The sequence below is a fragment of the Hyperthermus butylicus DSM 5456 genome (genome assembly GCF_000015145.1).
Taxonomy (GTDB): Archaea; Thermoproteota; Thermoprotei_A; order Sulfolobales; family Pyrodictiaceae; genus Hyperthermus; species Hyperthermus butylicus.
Genome location: NC_008818.1, coordinates 1,503,926 through 1,524,070, shown reverse-complemented (window position 1 = coordinate 1,524,070; position 20,145 = coordinate 1,503,926). Strand labels below are relative to the sequence as shown.

General features: G+C 53.9%; 24 protein-coding genes. 18 read left to right on the top strand and 6 right to left on the bottom strand.

Annotation, left to right across the window (positions count from 1 at the left end):
- Positions 1-81: 81 nt before the first annotated feature.
- The 11 genes from HBUT_RS07935 (at position 82) to HBUT_RS07890 (ending at position 10,484) form a co-directional block, all read left to right on the top strand.
- A complete protein-coding gene (locus tag HBUT_RS07935; RefSeq protein ID WP_011822655.1) occupies positions 82-1,653 on the top strand; it encodes a thioredoxin fold domain-containing protein in 1,572 nt (523 codons plus the stop codon).
- A gap of 17 nt (positions 1,654-1,670) precedes the next feature.
- Positions 1,671-4,700, top strand: a complete 3,030-nt coding sequence (gene ccsA / locus HBUT_RS07930) for a cytochrome c biogenesis protein CcsA (protein WP_011822654.1) — start codon at positions 1,671-1,673, stop codon at positions 4,698-4,700.
- The gene (locus tag HBUT_RS07925) at positions 4,697-5,347 is read left to right on the top strand and encodes an ABC transporter ATP-binding protein (RefSeq protein ID WP_011822653.1); all 651 of its coding nucleotides are present in this window, start codon (positions 4,697-4,699) and stop codon (positions 5,345-5,347) included. The genes ccsA (HBUT_RS07930) and HBUT_RS07925 overlap by 4 nt, the downstream gene beginning before the upstream one ends.
- Positions 5,348-5,594: 247 nt before the next feature.
- Entirely contained in the window at positions 5,595-6,668 is a 1,074-nt protein-coding gene (ccsA, locus tag HBUT_RS09090) for a cytochrome c biogenesis protein CcsA (RefSeq protein ID WP_052287777.1), read from the top strand.
- Positions 6,649-7,059: a hypothetical protein gene (locus tag HBUT_RS07915; RefSeq protein WP_011822651.1), complete on the top strand. Its 411-nt coding sequence runs from the start codon at positions 6,649-6,651 to the stop codon at positions 7,057-7,059. Before ccsA (HBUT_RS09090) ends, HBUT_RS07915 begins: the two co-directional genes overlap by 20 nt.
- Before the next feature lie 45 nt (positions 7,060-7,104).
- Positions 7,105-7,782, top strand: coding sequence for a hypothetical protein (locus HBUT_RS07910; protein WP_011822650.1), 678 nt, complete (start codon positions 7,105-7,107; stop codon positions 7,780-7,782).
- A 139-nt stretch (positions 7,783-7,921) separates the two neighbouring features.
- Complete coding sequence (gene tatA / locus HBUT_RS07905) at positions 7,922-8,257, top strand: twin-arginine translocase TatA/TatE family subunit (RefSeq protein WP_011822649.1); 336 nt, start codon at positions 7,922-7,924, stop codon at positions 8,255-8,257.
- Positions 8,258-8,373: 116 nt separating this feature from the next.
- Positions 8,374-9,213: a twin-arginine translocase subunit TatC gene (gene tatC, locus HBUT_RS07900; RefSeq protein ID WP_011822648.1), complete on the top strand. Its 840-nt coding sequence runs from the start codon at positions 8,374-8,376 to the stop codon at positions 9,211-9,213.
- Between the two features lie 90 nt (positions 9,214-9,303).
- Complete coding sequence (locus HBUT_RS09645; RefSeq protein ID WP_153801435.1) at positions 9,304-9,450, top strand: hypothetical protein; 147 nt, start codon at positions 9,304-9,306, stop codon at positions 9,448-9,450.
- Between the two features lie 189 nt (positions 9,451-9,639).
- Positions 9,640-9,981, top strand: coding sequence for an alkaline phosphatase family protein (locus tag HBUT_RS07895; RefSeq protein ID WP_011822647.1), 342 nt, complete (start codon positions 9,640-9,642; stop codon positions 9,979-9,981).
- Between the two features lie 119 nt (positions 9,982-10,100).
- Positions 10,101-10,484, top strand: coding sequence for a hypothetical protein (locus HBUT_RS07890; protein ID WP_011822646.1), 384 nt, complete (start codon positions 10,101-10,103; stop codon positions 10,482-10,484).
- Positions 10,485-10,804: 320 nt separating this feature from the next.
- Here HBUT_RS07890 and HBUT_RS07885 read toward each other — a convergent pair whose 3' ends face one another.
- The 4 genes from HBUT_RS07885 to HBUT_RS07870 all read right to left on the bottom strand — a co-directional run bounded on the left by HBUT_RS07885 (position 10,805) and on the right by HBUT_RS07870 (position 15,306).
- Positions 10,805-12,082, bottom strand: a complete 1,278-nt coding sequence (locus HBUT_RS07885) for a glycosyltransferase (protein ID WP_083756370.1) — start codon at positions 12,080-12,082, stop codon at positions 10,805-10,807.
- A 99-nt stretch (positions 12,083-12,181) separates the two neighbouring features.
- On the bottom strand, positions 12,182-13,381 hold the full coding sequence (locus HBUT_RS07880) for a glycosyltransferase (protein WP_011822644.1): 1,200 nt from the start codon (positions 13,379-13,381) through the stop codon (positions 12,182-12,184).
- Between the two features lie 231 nt (positions 13,382-13,612).
- Positions 13,613-13,825, bottom strand: a complete 213-nt coding sequence (locus tag HBUT_RS07875; protein WP_011822643.1) for a hypothetical protein — start codon at positions 13,823-13,825, stop codon at positions 13,613-13,615.
- A gap of 122 nt (positions 13,826-13,947) precedes the next feature.
- The gene (locus tag HBUT_RS07870; RefSeq protein WP_011822642.1) at positions 13,948-15,306 is read right to left on the bottom strand and encodes an alkaline phosphatase family protein; all 1,359 of its coding nucleotides are present in this window, start codon (positions 15,304-15,306) and stop codon (positions 13,948-13,950) included.
- Positions 15,307-15,498: 192 nt separating this feature from the next.
- On the opposite strand from HBUT_RS07870, the gene HBUT_RS07865 reads away from it, so the two are divergent.
- Genes HBUT_RS07865 through HBUT_RS09085 form a run of 3 tightly spaced genes read left to right on the top strand, consistent with a single transcriptional unit; the run spans position 15,499 to position 16,158 of the window.
- Positions 15,499-15,726, top strand: coding sequence for a type II toxin-antitoxin system CcdA family antitoxin (locus HBUT_RS07865; protein WP_011822641.1), 228 nt, complete (start codon positions 15,499-15,501; stop codon positions 15,724-15,726).
- Positions 15,713-15,874: a hypothetical protein gene (locus tag HBUT_RS09640; protein WP_153801433.1), complete on the top strand. Its 162-nt coding sequence runs from the start codon at positions 15,713-15,715 to the stop codon at positions 15,872-15,874. Before HBUT_RS07865 ends, HBUT_RS09640 begins: the two co-directional genes overlap by 14 nt.
- Before the next feature lie 53 nt (positions 15,875-15,927).
- Positions 15,928-16,158, top strand: a complete 231-nt coding sequence (locus HBUT_RS09085) for a type II toxin-antitoxin system VapC family toxin (protein ID WP_011822640.1) — start codon at positions 15,928-15,930, stop codon at positions 16,156-16,158.
- Positions 16,159-16,210: 52 nt separating this feature from the next.
- Here the strand turns inward: HBUT_RS09085 and sat are convergent, their stop codons facing one another.
- The gene (sat, locus tag HBUT_RS07855) at positions 16,211-17,380 is read right to left on the bottom strand and encodes a sulfate adenylyltransferase (RefSeq protein WP_011822639.1); all 1,170 of its coding nucleotides are present in this window, start codon (positions 17,378-17,380) and stop codon (positions 16,211-16,213) included.
- A 20-nt stretch (positions 17,381-17,400) separates the two neighbouring features.
- Positions 17,401-17,637 carry a ribbon-helix-helix domain-containing protein gene (locus HBUT_RS07850; protein WP_011822638.1) on the bottom strand — a complete coding sequence of 79 codons (237 nt, stop codon included), beginning with the start codon at positions 17,635-17,637 and terminating at the stop codon, positions 17,401-17,403.
- Positions 17,638-17,752: 115 nt separating this feature from the next.
- Here HBUT_RS07850 and HBUT_RS07845 point away from each other — a divergent pair, with 115 nt between their 5' ends.
- The 4 genes from HBUT_RS07845 (at position 17,753) to HBUT_RS07830 (ending at position 20,131) form a co-directional block, all read left to right on the top strand.
- Positions 17,753-18,229 carry a TSUP family transporter gene (locus HBUT_RS07845; RefSeq protein WP_011822637.1) on the top strand — a complete coding sequence of 159 codons (477 nt, stop codon included), beginning with the start codon at positions 17,753-17,755 and terminating at the stop codon, positions 18,227-18,229.
- Between the two features lie 30 nt (positions 18,230-18,259).
- Positions 18,260-18,532, top strand: coding sequence for a hypothetical protein (locus tag HBUT_RS07840; protein WP_011822636.1), 273 nt, complete (start codon positions 18,260-18,262; stop codon positions 18,530-18,532).
- 131 nt (positions 18,533-18,663) lie between these two features.
- Positions 18,664-19,011: a hypothetical protein gene (locus HBUT_RS07835; RefSeq protein ID WP_048061580.1), complete on the top strand. Its 348-nt coding sequence runs from the start codon at positions 18,664-18,666 to the stop codon at positions 19,009-19,011.
- Entirely contained in the window at positions 18,935-20,131 is a 1,197-nt protein-coding gene (locus HBUT_RS07830; RefSeq protein ID WP_194840478.1) for an MATE family efflux transporter, read from the top strand. Before HBUT_RS07835 ends, HBUT_RS07830 begins: the two co-directional genes overlap by 77 nt.
- The last annotated feature ends 14 nt before the right edge of the window (positions 20,132-20,145 follow it).

Sequence of the window (20,145 nt, the reverse complement as noted above, 5' to 3'; positions counted from 1 at the left end):
TTTGTACTGGGGTGGCTGCTGTGTGCTTCGCCTGGCAAGGGGGCCTGGTTGCGGGCCGTACTGGGGTGTGGCTGAGGGGTCTTGTCGGGGCTGCGGCGTAGGAGCATGAGGCTAGACCTTGAGGGGTTCCAGAGGCGGAAGCGTAGCGGCGCGCTACTCGTAGTCTTGGTGACCATATCTGCTGTTGTAGTGTTCTCGCTGCTTGTGTACATGGAGGGAGATTCCAAGGTCTACCTCAAGGTTTCGGGGAACAGTATACCGAACCTTGCTGCTCTCGAGAAGCTCCTAGAGGAGACGGAGAAGCCAGTGGCTGTAATGTTTGAGGCTCCCAGCTGCCCGGTGTGCAGGAAGATGTACCCGTACTGGGCCCGGCTGGAGGAGGCTAGTAGCCAGCTCCCCGTAGAGTTCTACCACATAATGTACAGTGGTGAAAGCGACCCCGCTTTTCGCCGCTATGGCGTCTCCGAGACTCCGACCTTCATAGTCTTCGTTGACGGTAAACCGGTTGCAAGGCATGTGGGGGGCTTTTGGGGCGGAAACATAACCGAGGCTATGCTATCCTGGGCCCTTTCAGCTGCCGGGCTTGCTGTGGCCTCTAACCCGGAGAGGCTTGCCTCTGAGGGCCTCCAGGTCTTCAACTCTAGATGCGCAGTATGCCACGGCCACATAGAAGGTATCGACACTGAATCGTTGAGGGTTTGGCTTGAGTCGCGTAGGGCTGTGGCAGGCGACATGCTTGCCGAGAGGCTTGTCGAAGCGTTGAGGTCTAATCGGACGCTAAGCGAGCTCTACGGTGGCTACAACTTGCTCCACGAGGCTGTAGCTGGCATGAGGAAGTATGTACAGGACCTCACATCCTACGAGGTTGATAGGGCTACGTACCTGCTAGAGTACATCTCTGCTATGCTGCTCGGCAGGGAGCCGCCTAGACTCTTCAACGACACGCTTGAAGCTATGGCTGTGGAGCCCGGGCCTGGCGAGGCTACAGTCATCAGTGTAACGGCTAGCGGGAGTCAGCAGCTAGTAGGGCTTGTAGGTGCACTAGCAGCCTTTGCAGCTGGTTTTGTGGCCGCATTCTCGCCTTGTGTTCTCCCGCTACTGGTTACGCAGGCAGCTGTCGTCAGCTCTCGGGGCCGCGTCATGTCGGCTAGCAGCTGTGGGCTCTGTGGTCTCGCGAGCTTTGTGGGGGTGCTCGGGATAGGTGCCCTCTTCGTCCTGTTCGGCGCCGCTGTGTCGAGGCTGCAGGAGGTGCTAATACCAGTTATAGCGTCGGCTGTTATTGCTGCTGGTTTCGGGGGGCTGCTTGGGGTCCCGGTTGAGCTGGAGGGGATCATATCGGCTAGGAGGGGCGGCCTCATAGGCTTCTGTGCCGCTTATGGGTTCCTTGCTGTGCAGTGCAACCTTCCCCTCGTTGTGGGTGCACTTCTACTCATCGCTAGTGCTGGGAGCACTGTGTCAGCGCTGCTTGTCGCATCAAGCTTCGCCCTCGGCGTTAGCGTGCCCCTAGCCCTAGCCCTCTACACCGTATCCAGGCTGGGCGCGGGTGTTGTAGACAGGCTCCTCGCCAGGAGCAGCCTACTAAGCAGGATTGGTGGAGCAGTCCTCCTAGCCTCGGGGCTCTACCTACTCATGTACAGCCTACAGCTGGTCTAGAGAGGTGATGTGTTGCCTTGGCGTTCTCGCTGTTTGGACTCCACTACACAGCGATACTGCCTGCAGCAGCGCTTGCACTGGTAGCCTATAGCGCCATAGCATCGCTAGCCCTTGGTAGGCGTGTAGAGAGGATACTCAAGCTCGGCCTCGTGTTGGCTGCTGTTGGCTGGCTAGTCTACTGGATACCATTCATAAGGCTGGACTTCACTCTGCACGAGGTCTTCTGGAATACCAGCCCCGGCCTACCCCTGTGGATGAGGCTTGCCTCTGCATGGGCTGGGGGCGGCGGGAGTCTTTACCTCTTCAGCGTTGTCGCTAGCCTTGCGGGGCTCTACCTCCTACGCCGTCACGAGGTGAGGTGGCTAGCTGGTGGAGTAGCCGTCGTTGTTACCGTCGGTCTCCTTGCAGCATTCCTCAACGATGCGTTCACGGTGCTGCCGGAGCCCCCGGCTAGCGGTGCCGGGCTAAATCCGCTGCTTAAGAGCCCCTGGCTCTACCCCCATCCGCTCACAACGTTTGGGGGCTACGCCCTGCTAGCTGTCTCCTCTATAGCGTTCCTGGCTGGCGTCAGGAGGGAGGGCTACATACTCTACGAGGTTGGCTGGGCACTGCTAACCCTTGGCATACTGATAGGAGGGTATTGGAGCTACGAGACCTTCGGCTGGGGAGGCTACTGGGCCTGGGACCCGGTTGAGACCAGCGAGCTAATGGTCTGGCTCGTAGCTACCCTGCTAGCCCACATGCTCGCAGTAGCCCCCAGCCTTAGCGGGTTCAATGCTGCCTGGCTTCTCTCAAGCATATTCACCGCGATGTACGTTACGAGGAGCGGTCTTAGCCCCTTACACAGCTTCGCGGCTTCCACTATTGGTGCAGCGAGCCTCCTCTCCCTGGGCGCGGCAGCGTTCGCTTACGCTGTCTGGAGGCTCTACACCAGCGTAGAGTTGGCGGGCAAGGAGCTGTCGAGGGCGATTCGCAGCCTCGACACGTACCGTGTAGGCCTCGCCGTGGCCTTTGCGGCGCTTCTGGCAGCCTCGGTGTTTGTCTACGCGTCGCTTTTCATCCCGGCTCTCTACACGCTAGCCGGCCACGAAGTCACGGTGCCGCAGATGAAGGAGGGCGTAGAATTCTACCACCCGGTGCTCTACCCGCTACTCATAGCGATGCTCGCTGCAATACCGGCAGTGTTTACCGGCAAGTGGCTGGGCTGGAGGGGCTACGCAGCACTCACAGCAACCACAGCAGTCATAGCTAGTGTGCTAGCAGTAGCCGCGTATCGTGGCTACATTGTGTTAGCCCCGCTTAGCCCTCAGGAAACCAGTATACTGATGGCATTTGGGCTCCCCTGGGCCGTCACTGCAGCGGCCTCCACAGCTACGTACATAGCCTTGCAGGTCCGCCGTAGATCCCCAACACTGCTCGGCGACCGTCTCTCCGGGCTCTCACTCCTACACCTAGGCCTCTCACTCACCGTGCTGGGCATCCTGCTCAGCGGCACATACGCCTTCAATACGGTGTACCTTCGGGACTACACGCTGAAGCCGGGCGAGGTGCTCGAGCTCCCGGGCGGAGTCAAGCTAGTCTTTGAGGACTACAGCTACGGAATAAGCAGTTCCCGAGTGGACATCTATACGCAGTACGTTGGGAGAAGCAGCAGCTACTACTATGGCCAAGTGGCCCTCTACACTCTGGCAAACGATATGGCATCCATTATACGTGACTATGAGGTCGGTAGGAGCCTATACGAGAACAGGACGCTGCGCCTCCTTCTCAACCTAACGATGCGCGACGAGCTAGTATACCTGGGCAACTTTACCGTCGAGGCTAACGCTACCGTGAGGTTTATCAGCTTCACACAGAATGCTACAATGGTTATAGCCTACAACGAGCCGGTACGCATCATGCTGACGAATGTAACGCTCACACCAGCCCCGGTCCTGGACGAGGAGACAGGCAGGCTCATGGTCTACCTGAGGCTGAGCGCTGCAAGAATGGTCCTCGAGCTTCAGAGGAACGTGTCAGCCTTCATGCCGCCCCTCCTGGGGGTACACGAGCTTTTAGCACTAGAATTCAATGAGCCTACAAGGATAGTCCTGGGCAACATTACTGTAGAGGTGGTGAATGCTACGCTAACCTCGCAGGCGATGCTATCAGCGGGGAAGGGTGCCCCCCTAAGGGTGGAAGATGGGAGGATAACCGGCGAGGACTCGGTGATAGGCATTGATGCTGGTAGGCTCGTGGTATGGGGCAACACCTCTATAGCCATACCGGCTGAGCTACCACGCCCCCTCGTAGTCTACGCTGTGGTCTCCCAGGACGAGAGGTACCGGGAGCTGATGCGCCTACTTAACGAGACAGGTCTCTACGAGCTGCTGAGGGAGCCGGATAGAGTGCTCGAGCTAGCGTTCACCAGGGACTGTCTAGCCTCCGGTGCACTATTCGCTGATAGTTGCAGGGCCTACGTGGCGGCGCCGAGGCTTGTACCCGAAACAGCCTGGCTGGATGTCAAGCTGCTGGTGGGAAGGGGCGATGACCTTAGGGAGGTCAAGCTGAGGATACGATTCGAAGCCTATGGAGAGGTACAAGGTATCCATGGGCTTGTACCAAAGGTTATGCATCCCGGCCTGGGGCTCGACGAGCTATACATAGTCATTAACCCGCCTGTAGTGGATAGCATAATCTACGGCAAGGCCGTGGCGTATCACGAGCTGCTAATCTACTATCTCCACGAGGCATTCAAGAACCTCACCGTGCCGGATCGACTAGCCCTGGCAGCAGTAATGGTTGGAGGCTACAACGCAGACTTCGTATCCGGCCTCGAGAAGCAACAGGCAAGGGCGTTCCTGGAGAACAGCCTCCTAGACGTCTACATTCTGGCCTCGAAGTTCGACCCTGCAAACTCTACACTGGTAAGGGATGGTCTACGCCTACAGGTTAAGCTCGTGCCCGGCGTGAGGCTCGTCTGGATAGGCCCAGTGGTAATGGCGGTCTCAGCACTATACCTCGCAGCCGTAGGCGTGCTCGCATCGAGGAGGGCTGGCAGGGCTTGACCATAGCCTACGCGAGGAACCTCTGGAAGGCCTACCGTCCAGGTGAATGGGTTCTACGCGGGGTAGAACTCAAAGTAGAGGAGGGCGAGCTGGTAGTCATTGTAGGCCCCAACGGCTCCGGGAAGACCACGCTGCTAAGGATACTTGCTGGCCTTCTCCGCCCAAGCAGGGGAGAGGTAAGGGTCTGCGGTCACCCGCCCTGGAGCCTCGAGGCGAAGCGCTGCAGAGGCGTGGTTATGCACCACAGCTTCCTCTACGACGAGCTAACCGTAGCTGAGAACATCGAGTTATACGCTAGGCTAAACAACGCGTCAAGCTACGTGTCCGCATCCGATCCCATCGTGGAAAAGCTAGGGCTAAGGGCGAGGCTCAGCCAGCTAGCGGGCTGGCTGAGCTTCGGCTGGCGCCGCCGCGGGGACATAGCCCGAGCCCTGGCCCACAAACCAAGACTACTCCTCATAGACGAGCCCCTAACCGGCCTAGACCCCGACGCTGCCAAGACACTAACGGTCATGCTGCGGGGTCTAGCAGACAGCGGCACAGCGATAATAGCGGCGACGCCCAAAGGAGAGCCAGAACTCCTAGGAATAGCCGACAAGGTCTACGAGATAAGAGAGGGTAAGCTATTGGAGATGGGGAAACGGTAGGGGCACAGCTCTGCCAGGGCAGCACAGTGTTACGAGCCGTCGACGCTTGGCGGGGCATTCCTGTAGAACTGTGTCTAGGGCTGAGCTGCAGGACGGACATCGCCTAGTGGTATGTGGCTATGCTGTCCAGGGGCTCTATCGCCTCCGGATTTTTGCGTGGGTGGCTTTATTACCTGGTTCTCGGTGGGCCTTGCACCTGGATTGGGAGGACGCTACAGCTGTGCTGTTGCGGGGTGACTCCCGGGCCTTGGCTGGTAGTGTTGGTAGGCTCGTGGGGTTTCTCGCTACGCTGCTAATTGTTGACGCTTTGGTGTCGGCTTATGCAGTACTGGAGGGGTCCTATCCTGCCTTTGTGCCTCTGGGAAGCCCTGCTGCCTACCTCAACATCTACATCCATGTGCCGACAGCTATGGTCAGCTATGTACTCTACACTGGCGCGTTTGTCTCGGCTATACTCTACCTGCTCCGCCGGCGCCAAGTCTATGATAGGTATGTTGTTGGGTTCCTGATCGTTGCAACGCTTTACGCCGCCTACACGCTTGTCTCGGGCAGCTTCTGGGCAGCCGAGTCCTGGGGGAAGGCGTGGAACTGGGATCCCCGCGAGACGGGCGTCCTCCTACTCTTCCTAGTCTACCTGGTCTACTTTGCGCTCCGGGCCAGCATAACCGACCCCGACAGGGCCCCAGTGGTTTCCTCGGTCTACGCCGTTGCCGCCTATGCAATGGTGCCGATTAGCTATGCTGCGCCCCGTATAGCGGAGTCGAGCCTGCATCCCACACAAGCGCTCCTCCAGGATTTCATGCAGGATCCAGCGGTTCGGGCGATATTCTACTCGAAGATACTGCTGGTCCTCGCTATAGGCTTGCTATCGGTGCAGGCCTATGTGCGGGCTGCTGGAGCCGGCGTAGAGTATGCCAGGAGGCTCAGGCTAGCAGGCATTGCGGCCGGCTTGATAATAGTGGCTACAGCAGTCTACATGGCCACCGGCTACCTCGGCGGCACCGTTACAAGGGTATACGGTGTCTTCCCCTCAGGGAACGGTGTAGTGCTCACCGTGAGGCTTAGCGGGGGCTTCGTCAACATAACCTACACCGGGCCCATCGACAAGTACCTGGTTGACGGCAAGGTAGCGCTCCAGGGCCACGTGGTGAGGCTAGGGGGCCTCTCGGCCACTGTCGCATCGGCGCTCTCCGTGCTCCGGCCGGGCTGCGTTATAGTCGACACGCTACTCTATGGGCTGCTTGTTTCGGGGCTAGCCTATATTGTAGCCCGGAGACTGGTAAGTGGTGGGGCTGGGAATAGTGGCGGCTGGCAAGGCTAAGCCTATACTCGCAGCAATAGTACTCTTCGCCGCCTTCGCGGTGATAGGCTACTATGCGGTAAAGGGTAGCAGCTACATGGATGTCTCGGACGTGGTTAAACTCGTTAGGGAGGCCAAGGTAACGGTCAAGGGTAGGCTTGCAAGCCTCCACTATGACCAGGCTAGCCGCAAGCTATACCTCGTACTAGAGGGCCGCGATGGTAGTAAACTCTTAGCAGTGGCCGATGCCGAGTATATCGAGAAGAAGTATGGCCCGATACAGTACCTGCGCTGGGACCCAGACAGCGTCGTGGTAGAGGGCGTCTACGACCCGGCAACCGGGACCCTACGCGTAATAGACATCCTCGAGGGCTGCCACAGCGGCTACAGTCAGCCAGCGATAAAGGACTAAGCCTTCTTCGTGCCCCCACCCCACCGTCGCGGGGTTTTGCCAGCCTTGCCGCTAGCCTTTGCCGCGCTGCTGCGTAAGGATCTCCTATCCACTATGAGGCGCTGGCAGGAGCCAGCAGCGCTGCTCATCGTCGCTGGTGTGGCGGGCCTAGCTTCATCCTACATGGTTTCCGGGCCAGCAGCACCTATAGCGGAGTACGAGGATGCAGCGGCGGTGCTCGCAGCAGGCCAAATCCTCACAATGCTCATTGTATCCCTTGCCGCTGGGTTCCTTGCTGTGCTGCGTGAGGCCGAGAAGGGCACGCTCGACGGGCTCCGCGCATCCGCTATCCCGCCGGAGGAGCTGTTCCTGGCCAAACTCGCCTACATCTACATGCTTGTAGCCAGCCTCTCCCTAGCCTACGCGTTGTCAACAGCGTTCCTAGCCTCCTGGAGCCAGCTAGTATCACCAGCATACATAGCCATGGTTATGGTGGTGAGCCTATACTTTTCCGCCGCTGCAGCACTAACCTCCTTCATGATAGTGTACAGTGAGTCCCGGAGCCTACTCTCCATAGTAGTGCTTGCAGGCCTCCTAACACCATACCTGCAACAGGCAGTCCAGCCCCTAGGCTACGCCGCTGCAGGCCTAGCAACACTAGGCGACACAGCACTACTCGCAGGAGTAGCTGTAGCCTTCACGGTGATAGCTACGTTGCTCTCAAAGCCCCTCGCAGAGATATGAGGAGAGCCAAGCCTCAACACAAGAGCAAGCCGATACCCTACGATACAACACATATATCCACCCAGAACCAACACAACTCGTCACGGAGAAACCCGGAAACGAGGCGTAGAGGGAGAACCAGTCGGGGAGGCGTTGAGCAGTGTTCGAGTTCCTTCAGGGCATGGAGTGGGTAATAATCCTCGTAATAATACTGCTCATATTCGGGCCCACCAAGCTGCCACAGCTAGCCCGCGGCCTGGGACAAGCACTCTACGAGTTTAGGAAGGCCTCCCAAGGCCTCCTAGAGGAGGAAAGAAAGACAGAGAAGACGAGGAGGGAACTGGAGGGCGTCGACGAGGAGACGATTAAGAAGCTAGCCGAGAAGCTCGGTATAGAGACTAAGGAGAAGAGCAAGGACGACCTCATAACCGAGATAATAAACGAGGCAAAGAAGAAGGGTCTCCTCGACGAGATAAAGGTCTCGGAGAAAAAGTAGGCCGCCCCAAGCCAAGATAGCAGTATAAGAAAAACGGAGCAGCCACCAGCACCCCGGAGCCCCTAGGCTATGGGCCAGACACACGGCCGCCGCGTGGAGGGAGGGGGCAGCGCCCCTTGGCTGAGGATAGGGAGGCTAGCATCTGGGAGCACCTAACAGAGCTCGCCATTAGGCTACGTAGAATAATCATAGCGTTTATCATATCTGCACTTGTGCTCTCGGTTATTCCGGCGGGTAAGGGTGGCCTACTCTACGTTCCCTTGGCCGCGAAGCTTCCAAGCCTGATTGTGGCTCACACTGTTCCAAAGCAGATAACCACGTTTGATGGGCACACCTATAACGTCACGATACTCCCCAGCACAGAGTTCGAATCGATACAGATAATGGTTGAGGGTATCCTCCTCCTCGGAGTTATGGGCTCAACACCGATAGCTGCACGGGAGATATGGGCCTACGTAGAGCCAGCACTCTACCCCCACGAGAAGCGCTTCGCAAAACGCTTCATGTTCCTCTTCGTAGCAGCATTCCTCTTCGGAGTATTCTTCGCAATATACATAGTGGCGCCATTCATATACACGATGATGCTCAAGCTCTACCCACCACTCGTACCGTCAGGCTACAAATTCCTACTAACAATAAGGATAAGCACGGTAGTAGACTTCGTAATCAAGCTCGCAATAGCATTCGGATTACTCTTCGAAACACCCATCGTCATATACCTCCTCCTAGCCTACGGCATAATAAGCCCAGACCACTTCACCCCCACCACAATGAAGTACATACTCCTAGGCACAATGATCGTAGGCGCAATAATCTCCCCCGACCCCAGCGGCCTAGGCATGCTCATAATAGGCCTAAGCCTCTACATACCACTCCACATAGCCATCAAGCTAGGCAAAAAGAAAGCACAACAAAGAAAACAAGTAGAAGAAGCAATGGCAACCACGACAAGCTAAACACTCGCCTATGAATACACCAAGCCATTTTTAACATCACAGTACATGCAAAGCACGCTCCTGGCAGCAGTAGACACTTGATGAAGGGTGGTGCGCGTAATTGGCACGAACAAGTATAGAGCACTTCTATTCAGCATTGATGGGCTATTCCTCAACGTCTACCGGAGCCTTAGAGGACATGGCGGCCTTAAATCATTCGCCGAGCTAGAGTCATGTGGCACCCTCAGATCCATATGATATAATTCCAACCTTATACCACATCCATGTGGACAGGTATTACAAGCGGAGTAAGCCCCGGAAAACATGAGATGGGAGTGGTCAACCTAACCATCATCCTTGCGGCCACGCATGCCGTTTCGGGAGCATTAATAGCCGACTGGTTATCGCCAAGAAGCCATGCTAGCCCAGCATGACTTGATGAGATTTATGAAAATGCAACGCGATACTGCGGCAGAGAATAATGATTCGAGAAGTGGTATCTGCGAGTTTGTATTCCACGATATGACTGTCCTTGAAACACTCCTCAAAGCGTCGCGTAGAGGCCTCCTAGGCGATAAAGCTTACGTATTTATAATGCTTGGATTCGTGGATGCAGTACTTCATGGGCATGCTGAGGAGGCCTATGGCCCGCACGATGAATGTATGCGCAGGATATTAGAGCTACTCGACGAACTTGTAGGAGAGATACTCTCGCCTCTCTTTCTTGACGATGGTCTTGTACTAGTTGTAAGTGACCATGGCAATGGTAGAACGTACTACCGTGTTTAAGTGCCTCACATACTATACGATTACGGCCTTGTAAAGCCTGAGTTCAAGCCCATAAGAGAAGGCATGATAGGAAAACAGCGTATAGAAAGAGCCCCGATGCTAGGGTAGTGAACATATTCATGAAGAACAGTGTGACAGGAAAGATGATAACGAGTATTGGTAGGGCCCTTGTTGCCAGGATTGGAGCACTACGGAGATTTGTATTGCATGTGGAGAGACCCGTAGTAGATGAAGATAATAGCCCTGTCATTGTGGTGCAAGAATCAAACTATGGGATCTATATAAACACAAGAGTAGTGCACGATGTAGAGAGGACTATAAACCGGGTTATTCATGCTCTCAGGAAATTCGAGGAAGAGAGCAGTCATAAGTTCATACATAGCATAGTAAGAGGACGTGGCGGAATATTCTATGGCCCATATAGTGGCCGTGCACAGCACCTCGTCGTCGTACCAAGGAAAGGCTATAGTTTCGCAAGTTCAACCTCTACGCTCCACCAATAGACAAAGTTTCGGCAGCACTGGCAATCATCCCATGAACATCCACATAGCTGTAACACCAAAGGATGACCCTATCCTAATGGAGGCTGCAAAGGCTATACGTGAACCCTGGACTATGCTGCTCTCATATTACTAGCACTCGGGCTCCCCCTACCACACGATACAGATTCCAGACTGTGTGAAAGAATGGGCATTGTGTGCAAAACAGCGAATTACAATTACAAAATATGAAATAGTTAAGGTAATAAGAAAGTCGGCTCTAGGGTAATATAGAACTTACATAAGAAGTAATATACAATGATGTGTATAACAATGGTGATTCACTAGATTTTCCTTGTCAATGATGTAAATAATTTTTCGAGGTTATTAACCATTATACGTATGTCGTAAAACCTTATCGAGTACTGCCTCGGCCTGAACTGTGTAATATTGTCTAACGCATGCACGATATCTCGTACGAATCTAGATATGCCAGCTGTATCCACCCATTTTGCTTTTACCCCGAGGTACTTCACTACGCGCTCGTCAGGTACATGCTCAAGTGTAGGCGATACTACGGGAATGTTTAAGGCGAGTGCCTCGATGACAGCGACACCAATACCACCATAATAGTAATTGCTCCTTGCTGGCAAGATATATAGGTCAGATGATGCAACTATTTTAAAAACTTCATCGCGGGGTAGGTGATCCGTTAAAATTATACCATTTGTTGATTTAAGTTTTAACGCAAGCTCTTTGTCGAGTATTTCGCCTATAACAGCTATGCATGCTCTATACCCTAATTTTCTAAGCATACTGACAACATGGGGCACTAGATCTACGCCTTTCACATAGCCTCCATAGTTACGTGTAACCTTTGATACAAGCACCAATCTGTAATCACAGTTTTTCCATACCTTTTCTTCGACTATATGCATGTAGGCACGATATTTGGCTGGGTTGACATTCTCATAGTCAACGCCAACGTGTTGATATAGTACTGTACTGGGGTCTATGTTCATCTCATCAACGAGATAATGAAACGTCTTTTTGTTTGATACTACGTAGCCGTCTATATACTTGTGTAAAAGCTTAAACAGAAATTCACCGGCAACACCTATTGCGCTACCCTTTAGCTTACCAAGGGACTCGCTATAGTACTTGAATGGTGGCTGTGAATGTTGATGTGCGACTATAGTTATATTTTTGTTTATTTTCTTTAGTTTAGAGAAGAAAATCAATAACTCATATGCAAAATTAAGTGAAAATAGATTATGTGTATAGATTATGAGTTCCTCCTTATTAATATTTGATATGAATGATACTATTGCATTATAGTCTTTGTAATCATAGATATTCTTCACGATTCGGCGTACAGGGAACTCAACAATATCAACATTAACTCCGAATTCGCTACGTATGGTATATCTATTGTGTTGACAGAGTGATGGTATAATCGAGTAGAGTATATCAAAGCGTGAACCATATTTTTTGAGGCTTGCCAGAATATATGTTGACCAACCAAGCATTCTGCCAGCTTTCCTTCGAAGATACAACAGTTCAGAACATGATCTTACATTTGGAGGGAAATATGAAGAAAAGCCTACAACACCGGTGTACATCACCTATCTTCCCTAAAGCTTTACAATCGAATTACCAAGATTTTTAAATTTTAGATTGTATGTTCAAAAGCATTAATCATTGAAATAGTTTCAGCATATTCAAGTTTGTATGAAGCTCAGTAAAACTTCTAATCTCTTGACGAAGTTAGCGAATGAGAAGTTTGATGCACGTTCTAGGGAGAGCTTGTGATAGTGATTCCATTCTCTTTTACTTGATAACAATTTATCGATGTGGTGTGCAAGCTCTTCAACAGTCTTGTAATAGTAGCCGTACTTTCCTTTCTCAATAATATCGTGGAAGGGTCCGCCACTCATATGAACTATTACGGGCAGGCCTGCCGCCATAGCTTCTACTACCGCTATGCCGAAGTGTTCGCCAATGGTTGCATGCACAAAGATGCGGCTTTGCGTTGCAAGCTGCACTAGTTTTTCTCTGGATACGTTTGTGTGGATTTCAAGGGTTATGTTGTTGTTTCTGGCTAGCTTCTTTAGCTTTTGTAGGTAGCTTTTCGCTGATGGCGCTAGTGAGCCTACTATGCGTAGGCGAGGCTTAGTATCAGTATGGGTAATTGCCTTTATGACTATCTCGTAGCGCTTTTCTTTCGAGATCCTGCCAATCATGATGATGCTAGCGTCTCTTTCTTCGTAGCCTTTGTGTGCTTTGTGTTTAAAATCCTCTATTGTGACAGGTGGGTATAATATGTAGGGCTTCTCTCCCCATAGATGGTAAACAAGCTCGCCTGTATACCTTGAGTTTGCTAGGACTAAATCGGCCGATGTAAATGGATTGTCTCGTTGAACTCTTTTTTGAACTAAGCTTAATAATTTTAGGTACAATTTCCATTTTCTTGATTCAAGGTATTTTGAAAAATATGATGTAACTTCTTTGCGCAGAATATCTGGAAGCTGGTTTATTGTACGCTGGTTTAGTAGTTCGAGCGGAAAGTGTATATACTCGACTATCCTGTAGGAGCTAGATCTGCTGTTTATTAGCGGCTTGTAAGTATTTGAGTCAATCCATAGCAAGTCTATTTTTGTGTTTTTCAAAGCCTTACGTACCGCACGATAAAGCATAAGCCTTTGATATAAAGCAAATAACTGTAGACTTATCGGTATTATGTAGTACTTATTCTCTATACAGTCTAGAGCCGCTAGTTCATTCTCAATAGCTTTGATAGGTTTTGATACAGATACTATGCTAACCCTATATCCGAGTCTGCATAGAGCACTTGCTAAATCGAGGTTGAATCTTGTTTCTCCGCCAAAACGCCAAAGGTGATGTGCAACAAGTATGTGCATGCTAGTTAGCCCCGCATTCTATCTCGGTGATTACGTGTTGATTGATTTACCCGGCAAGGGCAGGGCAAGGTCTGGAGAAATATTGTTAATTGTTAATGGTTAGCTGTCTGGTTTGCCCCTTTTTTTGTCTGTAACGATAAGATGTTCGGCAAGCCCATATTTTGTCTCTTGTTTAGTGATGGATGTGTTAGAAATAAATCTGGCTAACGTTTTCTGCTTGAGGGTACGGGTCTATATGTAGCCCAGTTGTTTAAGTCTTTCTTTCACTTTTTCCTCATCTTCTTTACTTATCTTTTGTTCTCCGGCTTCCTCTATTAGTAGCGCTTCCCTTAGGAGAAACTCTACAAGCTCCTCGACGCTCTGGAAGCCGCCCTGCTCTTCTACGAACTTCTTTGCTTTCTCGTATAGGTCTCTCGGTATACGTACCTCGATGTATTCTGTCAAGCCTTCCACACCAGGCTTACCAGCTGAACGAGGCTAGGGTTACTTATTCTCGCCCACACTTTGCCGTATTGTGATGTCGCGTTCATGGATGGTAGTGATGTGTAGTACTGTAAAGGCTTGGGCTAGTCTTTGGAGATGAGCGTTTCCCGTAGGAGATTGTATACTTTCTCGATGCCAATTACCCCCTTGTCGCCTCTGTCTATTGTGCCTTCGGGGTCGTAGATTGCTAGTACTCCGTGCCAGTCGTGTACGGCGTCGTCTGGGCCTCGGTCGTTCTCCGGGAGGTACATTGTTTGCCAGCCTAGTGTTCCTGCTGGCCTCCAGTCTAGGTTGTCGAGGTACACCATGAGGTCTGGCGCGTCGCCCCGTACTATGGGGTATAGCTCCTCTGGCTGGTGGGCCATATTCCTCCACTGCTCCCCATTGGGTCCTGTTATCTTCTCGATGTCCCGCTTGAGTTGCTTCACGGTTTCCTCGTAGTATTTTGGCTCTACGGTGCCGCGTTTTTCTCTCCCCTTCAGGTTTATGAATACTCGGCTGTAGTAGCCTCCCCAGGCCCACGCTATCGTGTGCTCCCAGTCGATCATGTCTTCCTCGAGGTCGGTGCCTGGCTTTAGCTTGCCAGGGTCTACCTTTAGTTTTAGGTAGCCTTGCTCCATGAGCCACTGGTTTATCGTGAATGCGCCCTTCATCGGTTTTATCCCGTGGTCGCTAGCTATGACTATCACTGTGTCCCTTGGCAGGTTCTTGTGGAGTTTTTCAAACCACTCGTCGATTCTCCTGTAGAGCTCGGGTATGACCCTGCTATACTCGGGGTGCTCGGTGTAGCGTGGGTGGCTCTTGTCGAAGTACTTCCAGAACGCGTGGTGCGCCCTATCCACAGCTATCTCCACGTATATGAAGAGGTCCCACTGCTTCCTTGTGGCGAGGTACTCTACTTGGCGTTGATGGTTTTCAAGCATGTGGAAGAGGTCCCTGGCGACCCTTTGCTTGTCATGGCTACGGTAGACTATGTCGAATACTGTTGGCCCGGCGACGTGCTCCAGCTCTCTGCGCAGCCATGGGGGGAAGGTGTAGGGCTTCTCGGGGCCCGGCGTGGTGAAGTCGGTTACGAGGAAGCCGTGCACCGGTCTCGGCGGGTAGGTTGGTGGTACTCCGTAGACTCCTACGCGTAGCCCCCTCCTACCGGCTTCATCCCAGATTGTCGGGTATTTGATGTAGCTGCTGTTTACTATGTAGTAGCCGAACTCTCCGGGCTTCCTGTGGCGGAACCCGTAGATCCCGAGCTCTCCGGGCGTTTTACCCGTAAACATGACCATCCAGGCTGGCACGGTTATCGGTGGGTGGCATGTTTCGAGTATGTAGCGGCTAGACTCCTCCACTATTCGCCGGAGGTACTGGAACCCCCCGCCGTCCATACCCTCGTAGAGCACCTTGGGAGGCATAGAGTCCAGGCCTAGTATGAAGACCTTCCTAGCCAAAATTCAGCGCCCCCGTCATCTGCCAGAAGGGCTCAAAGCCAATTATAGCATTGCCTGTCGCAGTAACCGGCTCTACGCGTACCTGGAGGAGAAGGGAAGCTTGGGCCTCCCTTCTCTTGCTGCGTTGCCCTCTGCCGGTCTGTACTGCTTATAGCGTGCTACGTGCGAATGTATTACGGTTGGGGATTGCTGATGGGTTCTGTTGTGGTCTCAGCCCGGATTAGCCGTGAGCTCTATGAGAAGGCTAAGAGATACGGGATAAACATCAGCGAGGTTGTACGCAAGGCGCTTGAGGAGGAGGTTAAGCGTAGAGAGGATGCCGAGTTGCGCAGACTGTTGGGAGAGGCCAGGCGGATCCTGGAGGGGATACCTCCCGAGGAGATTGTGAGGCTTGTGAGGGAGAGCCGTGAGGAGAGATAGGCTACTCTTTGACGCCTCGGCGCTGCTAAACATTATCCGCGGCAGCGTTGACCCCCTGGCAGTTCTTGAGGGAGGTTATCTGCTCGACCTAACACTATACGAGGTGGGCAATGCTGTCTGGAAGGAGGCTAAGCTACTAGACGGATAAGTGCTGGGGATGCACTAAAGCTTCTGCAAGCCGTCTTAAGGGTTTCTGAGCGCATGCGGTTCGTGAAGGCAAGTAGCCTTGAGACGCTTAGGGTGGCATACGAACTCGGCATAACGTTCTACGATGCATCCTACGTGGTGGCTGCCGGTATGCTTGACGCTGTACTAGTGACCGATGATGGCGAGCTCAGGAAGCGTGTGAGAAGTATGGAGAAGACCGTGGTGGAGCTGCTGGGTCGGCGCATTGAAACAATATCGTCGCGGGAGCTCCTCGGAACAGGGTAGGTAGGGGTTTGGTGAGGGCTCTCGTGGTGTCGCGGGCCCTCATCCTGGAGGATTATTCTTGGAATGCTTCGTCCCCTTCTATGAACGGGTTGGGATGCTTTAGAACAACGTCTACAACCTCGGGCCTCATCATGTACTCTGGCGGCCTCTGCCCCTCCAGCAGCATCCTCCGGAGCTTCGTCCCGCTAATCCTCACCCGGTACTCCTCGGGGTGAGGGCATATCTTCTCGTTAACCATCTGGCCGCACTTCCGGCAGTAGAAGGCCTCCCGGACGAAGAGCGGCGTTATTCCGAGGTCGGGGAACTCCCGGAACAGCTCCCAGGCCTCGTATGGCCCGTAGTAGTTGCCCACGCCTGCGTGGTCCCTTCCAACTATGAAGTGTGTTGCTCCAAAGTTCTTCCTGACGATGGCGTGGTGTATTGCTTCGCGTGGCCCGGCGTAGCGCATCTCCATCCTCAGGACGCTGAAGACCACGCTCTCCACGGGGAAGTAGTGTTTTATCAGCGCCTGGTAAGCCTCGACTATAACCTCGTCGCGGTAGTCGCCGGGCTTCTTCCAGCCCACCAGGGGGTTTACGAACAGGCCGTCGGTGAATGTGAGTGCTGCCTTCTGCACGTACTCGTGGCCTAGGTGTGGCACGTTACGCGTCTGGAACGCTGCTATGGTCTTCCAGCCCCGTGCCTTGAAGAGAACCCGTGTCTCCTTGGGCCAGAGCCGGTACCTCTCAAACGGCTCTGGCGGGTCCTCGATGAGGTCTATCGGGCCGCCTATGAGGAGCTCCTTCCTCTTCATGGTCTTTGCGACGCCTGGGTGTGCGGGGTCAGTGGTCTTGAACACCTTGGCAGCATACTCCTTCCGGTCCCACCCGTATATCTCCTCAACCCTCATCAACGCTATCGGCTTGCCGTTATACACTAATGCTATATCGTCGCCCTCCCTGACCCCCGCTATCTCTCCTGGGTCGACATCGAGGATGATCGGTATGGTCCAGGGGAGGTCATTGCTTAGCCTCATCTCGTCCAGCACTGACAGGTAGTCCTCCTGCAGCATGAAGCCCTCCAGCGGGCTATACACGCCATGCGCTATATTGGCAACATCAGCTGCTAGCCCGGCTGTAAGCCGGATAGCGGGTAGCTCTCTCGCCTCCTCCCTTAGCCTCTCCCTCCTCTTATCAGAGACCGTGCGGTCGACCAGCCTGCCGCCGTGAGGACGGGAGACCATTATTCATGCACCTCCACCGGCTAGAGGTAACCTAGGGCCTTGAGCTTCTCTATGATGCGTTTCTTCTCCTCCTCGCTTACAGCCTCGCTCCGGAGCTTCTCCTCCTCCATCTCAGCCACGACCTCTCGCAGCACGTAGGTCACGAACTGTGAGACGCTGGTGAACCCTGTTCCCTCTATCAGCCTCTTAATCCTCTCGTAGAGCGTCACGGGTATCGAGACAGTGGTGTACTTCGTTCTTCGAGGCTGGTCGGTCATACCGGTTGGGCCCCGGTTAGAGGGCAGGAGCTGGTAAGAGCGCATTAATTAAATATTATTAGGGGGAGGTATGGCCCGGCTTTTTAATTATATGTAATTAATGGGCTGACACGTCGTGGAGGCTGTCGAGGCTGCAGTGTGGCTGGTGGCAGGCATTGCTGCAGGCCTGGCAGACTACGGGCTCGGGCTCGGCTTCGGGCTAGCTGCGAGCCTAATTCTGGTCGTAGTCTTTGGCCGGGATCCACGTACTGTAGCGGCGGCAGCGGCAGCAGTCCAGATCCTAACGATAATCCCGGCGCTCATGGCGCATAGACGGGCTGGCAACATAGCACCAGAAGCAATAGACAATGCCAAGAGAGTCATAGTAGTCCTGGCGGCCTCATCCACGGCAGCGGCGCTAGCAGCATCAACCCTGGCAGTCCGGCTCAGCATCCGCGAAGCACACATGGCATACGCCTTGGCCCTCGCCACGCTCGTACCGCCACTCTTGCTCCTAGCCCGCCACGGCAAGTCAGCCCGTACGAATCCTGCAGGGTCGGAGAGAAGCAGTAGCCATGGCTGCAGCTCTTGGGGTTCTTGCTGGCGTGGATAAGGCAATCTTGGGTGGAGGCTATGTATAATAATGGTTGCAGCCCAGCTGGCTGCAGGCATCGACTTGCGGAGCGCCATAGCACTAGTTCCAGCGGCGAAACGGCCAGCATTCATGGCTGTCGCAGCACCCTACACCCTGGCTGGTTATACAGAGCCAGCTTACACAGCCATGCTAGTGCTGGGTGTGCTAGCCTCGTTGCCGGTTGCGGCTAGGCTCCTTAACCGGGCAAAGCCGGAGAGGATAGCTGCCATACTCACTGCTGTCCTGGCAGCTTCGTTGCTCGCAGAGCTGCTACGTATGTAGTCCATGCTCTATGTAGAGTTACGGTCTAGGATATTCCGCATGGCTCATCCATGGCGGCGTAGTTTTATCTTCTTTTAAGGGGGGCTGCATGGCCCTCTTAGGCTGGCTATGGAGGGTGAGGCTGTCGGCTAATGGTGCAAGGGCTCGCAACAGTGTTTCGCAGCGGGATATTCCTCTACGCTGCTAGTCTCGTGAACAGCTTTGCGGGCTTCATCTTCTGGTTGCTCGTATCCATAATTGCTGACCCCGGTGCTGTTGGTACAGCCTCAGCTGTTGTAGGTTTCTCCATGCTGGTAGCTGGCGTACTCAGTTTCGGCGCTGGTGCCGGCCTGCAGAGGTATGTTGATGGCTGCCGGTTTCCGCGGCTGTGCTTCCCGCTACTTCTGGAGCACGGTAATCCCGTTGGCAGCGATCTATCCCTCCCTAGGCGCCATACTAGTCCTCTATGCCGCTTGCTGCGGCGGCTTTGGAGGCTATAGCGCGGCAATGCTTGCTGCAGCTGGCCTGCTCGTAGCGCTCTCCTCTACAAACCTCTTCGTATCAATGCTCGTGGCTTTGCTACGGACCGATCTACAGCTTTTAGCGTTCCTTGCTGGTAATGCTGCCCGCATAGCTGTGGGTGTAGGCCTAGTAGTTCTAGGGTTCGGGTGGGCTGGCGCGGTGGCTGGGTTTGCCGCTATGAGCCTCGTCATATTAATCGTGTCGGCGGCTTACGTGGCTAGGATGGTTGGTATAAGCCTTGCCGTGGACCCGGTGGCGCTGAGGGAGGTGCTTACGGCAGGGCTGGCCTCCTGGCTCCCCGGCGTAATGGTTCTTGCCGGTCAGTGGCTCGGCGTACTAGCCGTCTACGGTTCCTCGACGAGCGTGGAGACGGGCCACTACTATATCGCTGTGATGATAGCGGGGTTTGCAGCAGCGATAGGTACGAGTATTGCTTCGATGCTCCTCCCGGTACTAAGCGGTGTCGAGCATGGTAGAGGCGAGCTGGCATCAGCGTCGCTCCGCATAGCGCTCGCGCTGTCTATGCCTGTTTCAGCCTACATAGTAGCATATCCTGGCTTCGTCCTGGGCCTGCTCGGGAAGAGCTACCGTGAAGCCTCTACAGCATTAAGCATCCTGGCAGCCTCGGCGCCGGCAATGGTGTTCTATACTGCGGTGTCAAGCCTGGCTTATGCAGGAAACCGGTACCATACCGTGGCAGGCATGGGGTTTGCTCAGAACCTGCCAAGGATAATCCTCTACGCGCCACTTGCAAGCCTCTATGGAGGCCTGGGAGCAGCTATAGCATACACTCTCGAAGCATACACGGGGCTAGCGGCGGTGTATGTGGCTAGGCAGCTGGAGCTAAGGGTTGAGCCCAGAAAGCTTCTGGTAGCTGTGGCTATGCCAGCCTTGCTGGCCGCAGCTGCGAGGCTCGCCTCGGTCCCCGCTGTCCCTGCACTCATACTATTTGCCGCTTCATACATAGCCTATGGCCGGCTCCGCATAGTCTCCCGGCGCGAGGCAGCAGAACTAGCCTCAGCCTTCATCCCGAGGGATCGGCTGGAAAAGCTCTACAACCAGCTCAGGCCACTAGTAGACCTAGCACTGCCCACGTAGCGCTGTAGGGGCCA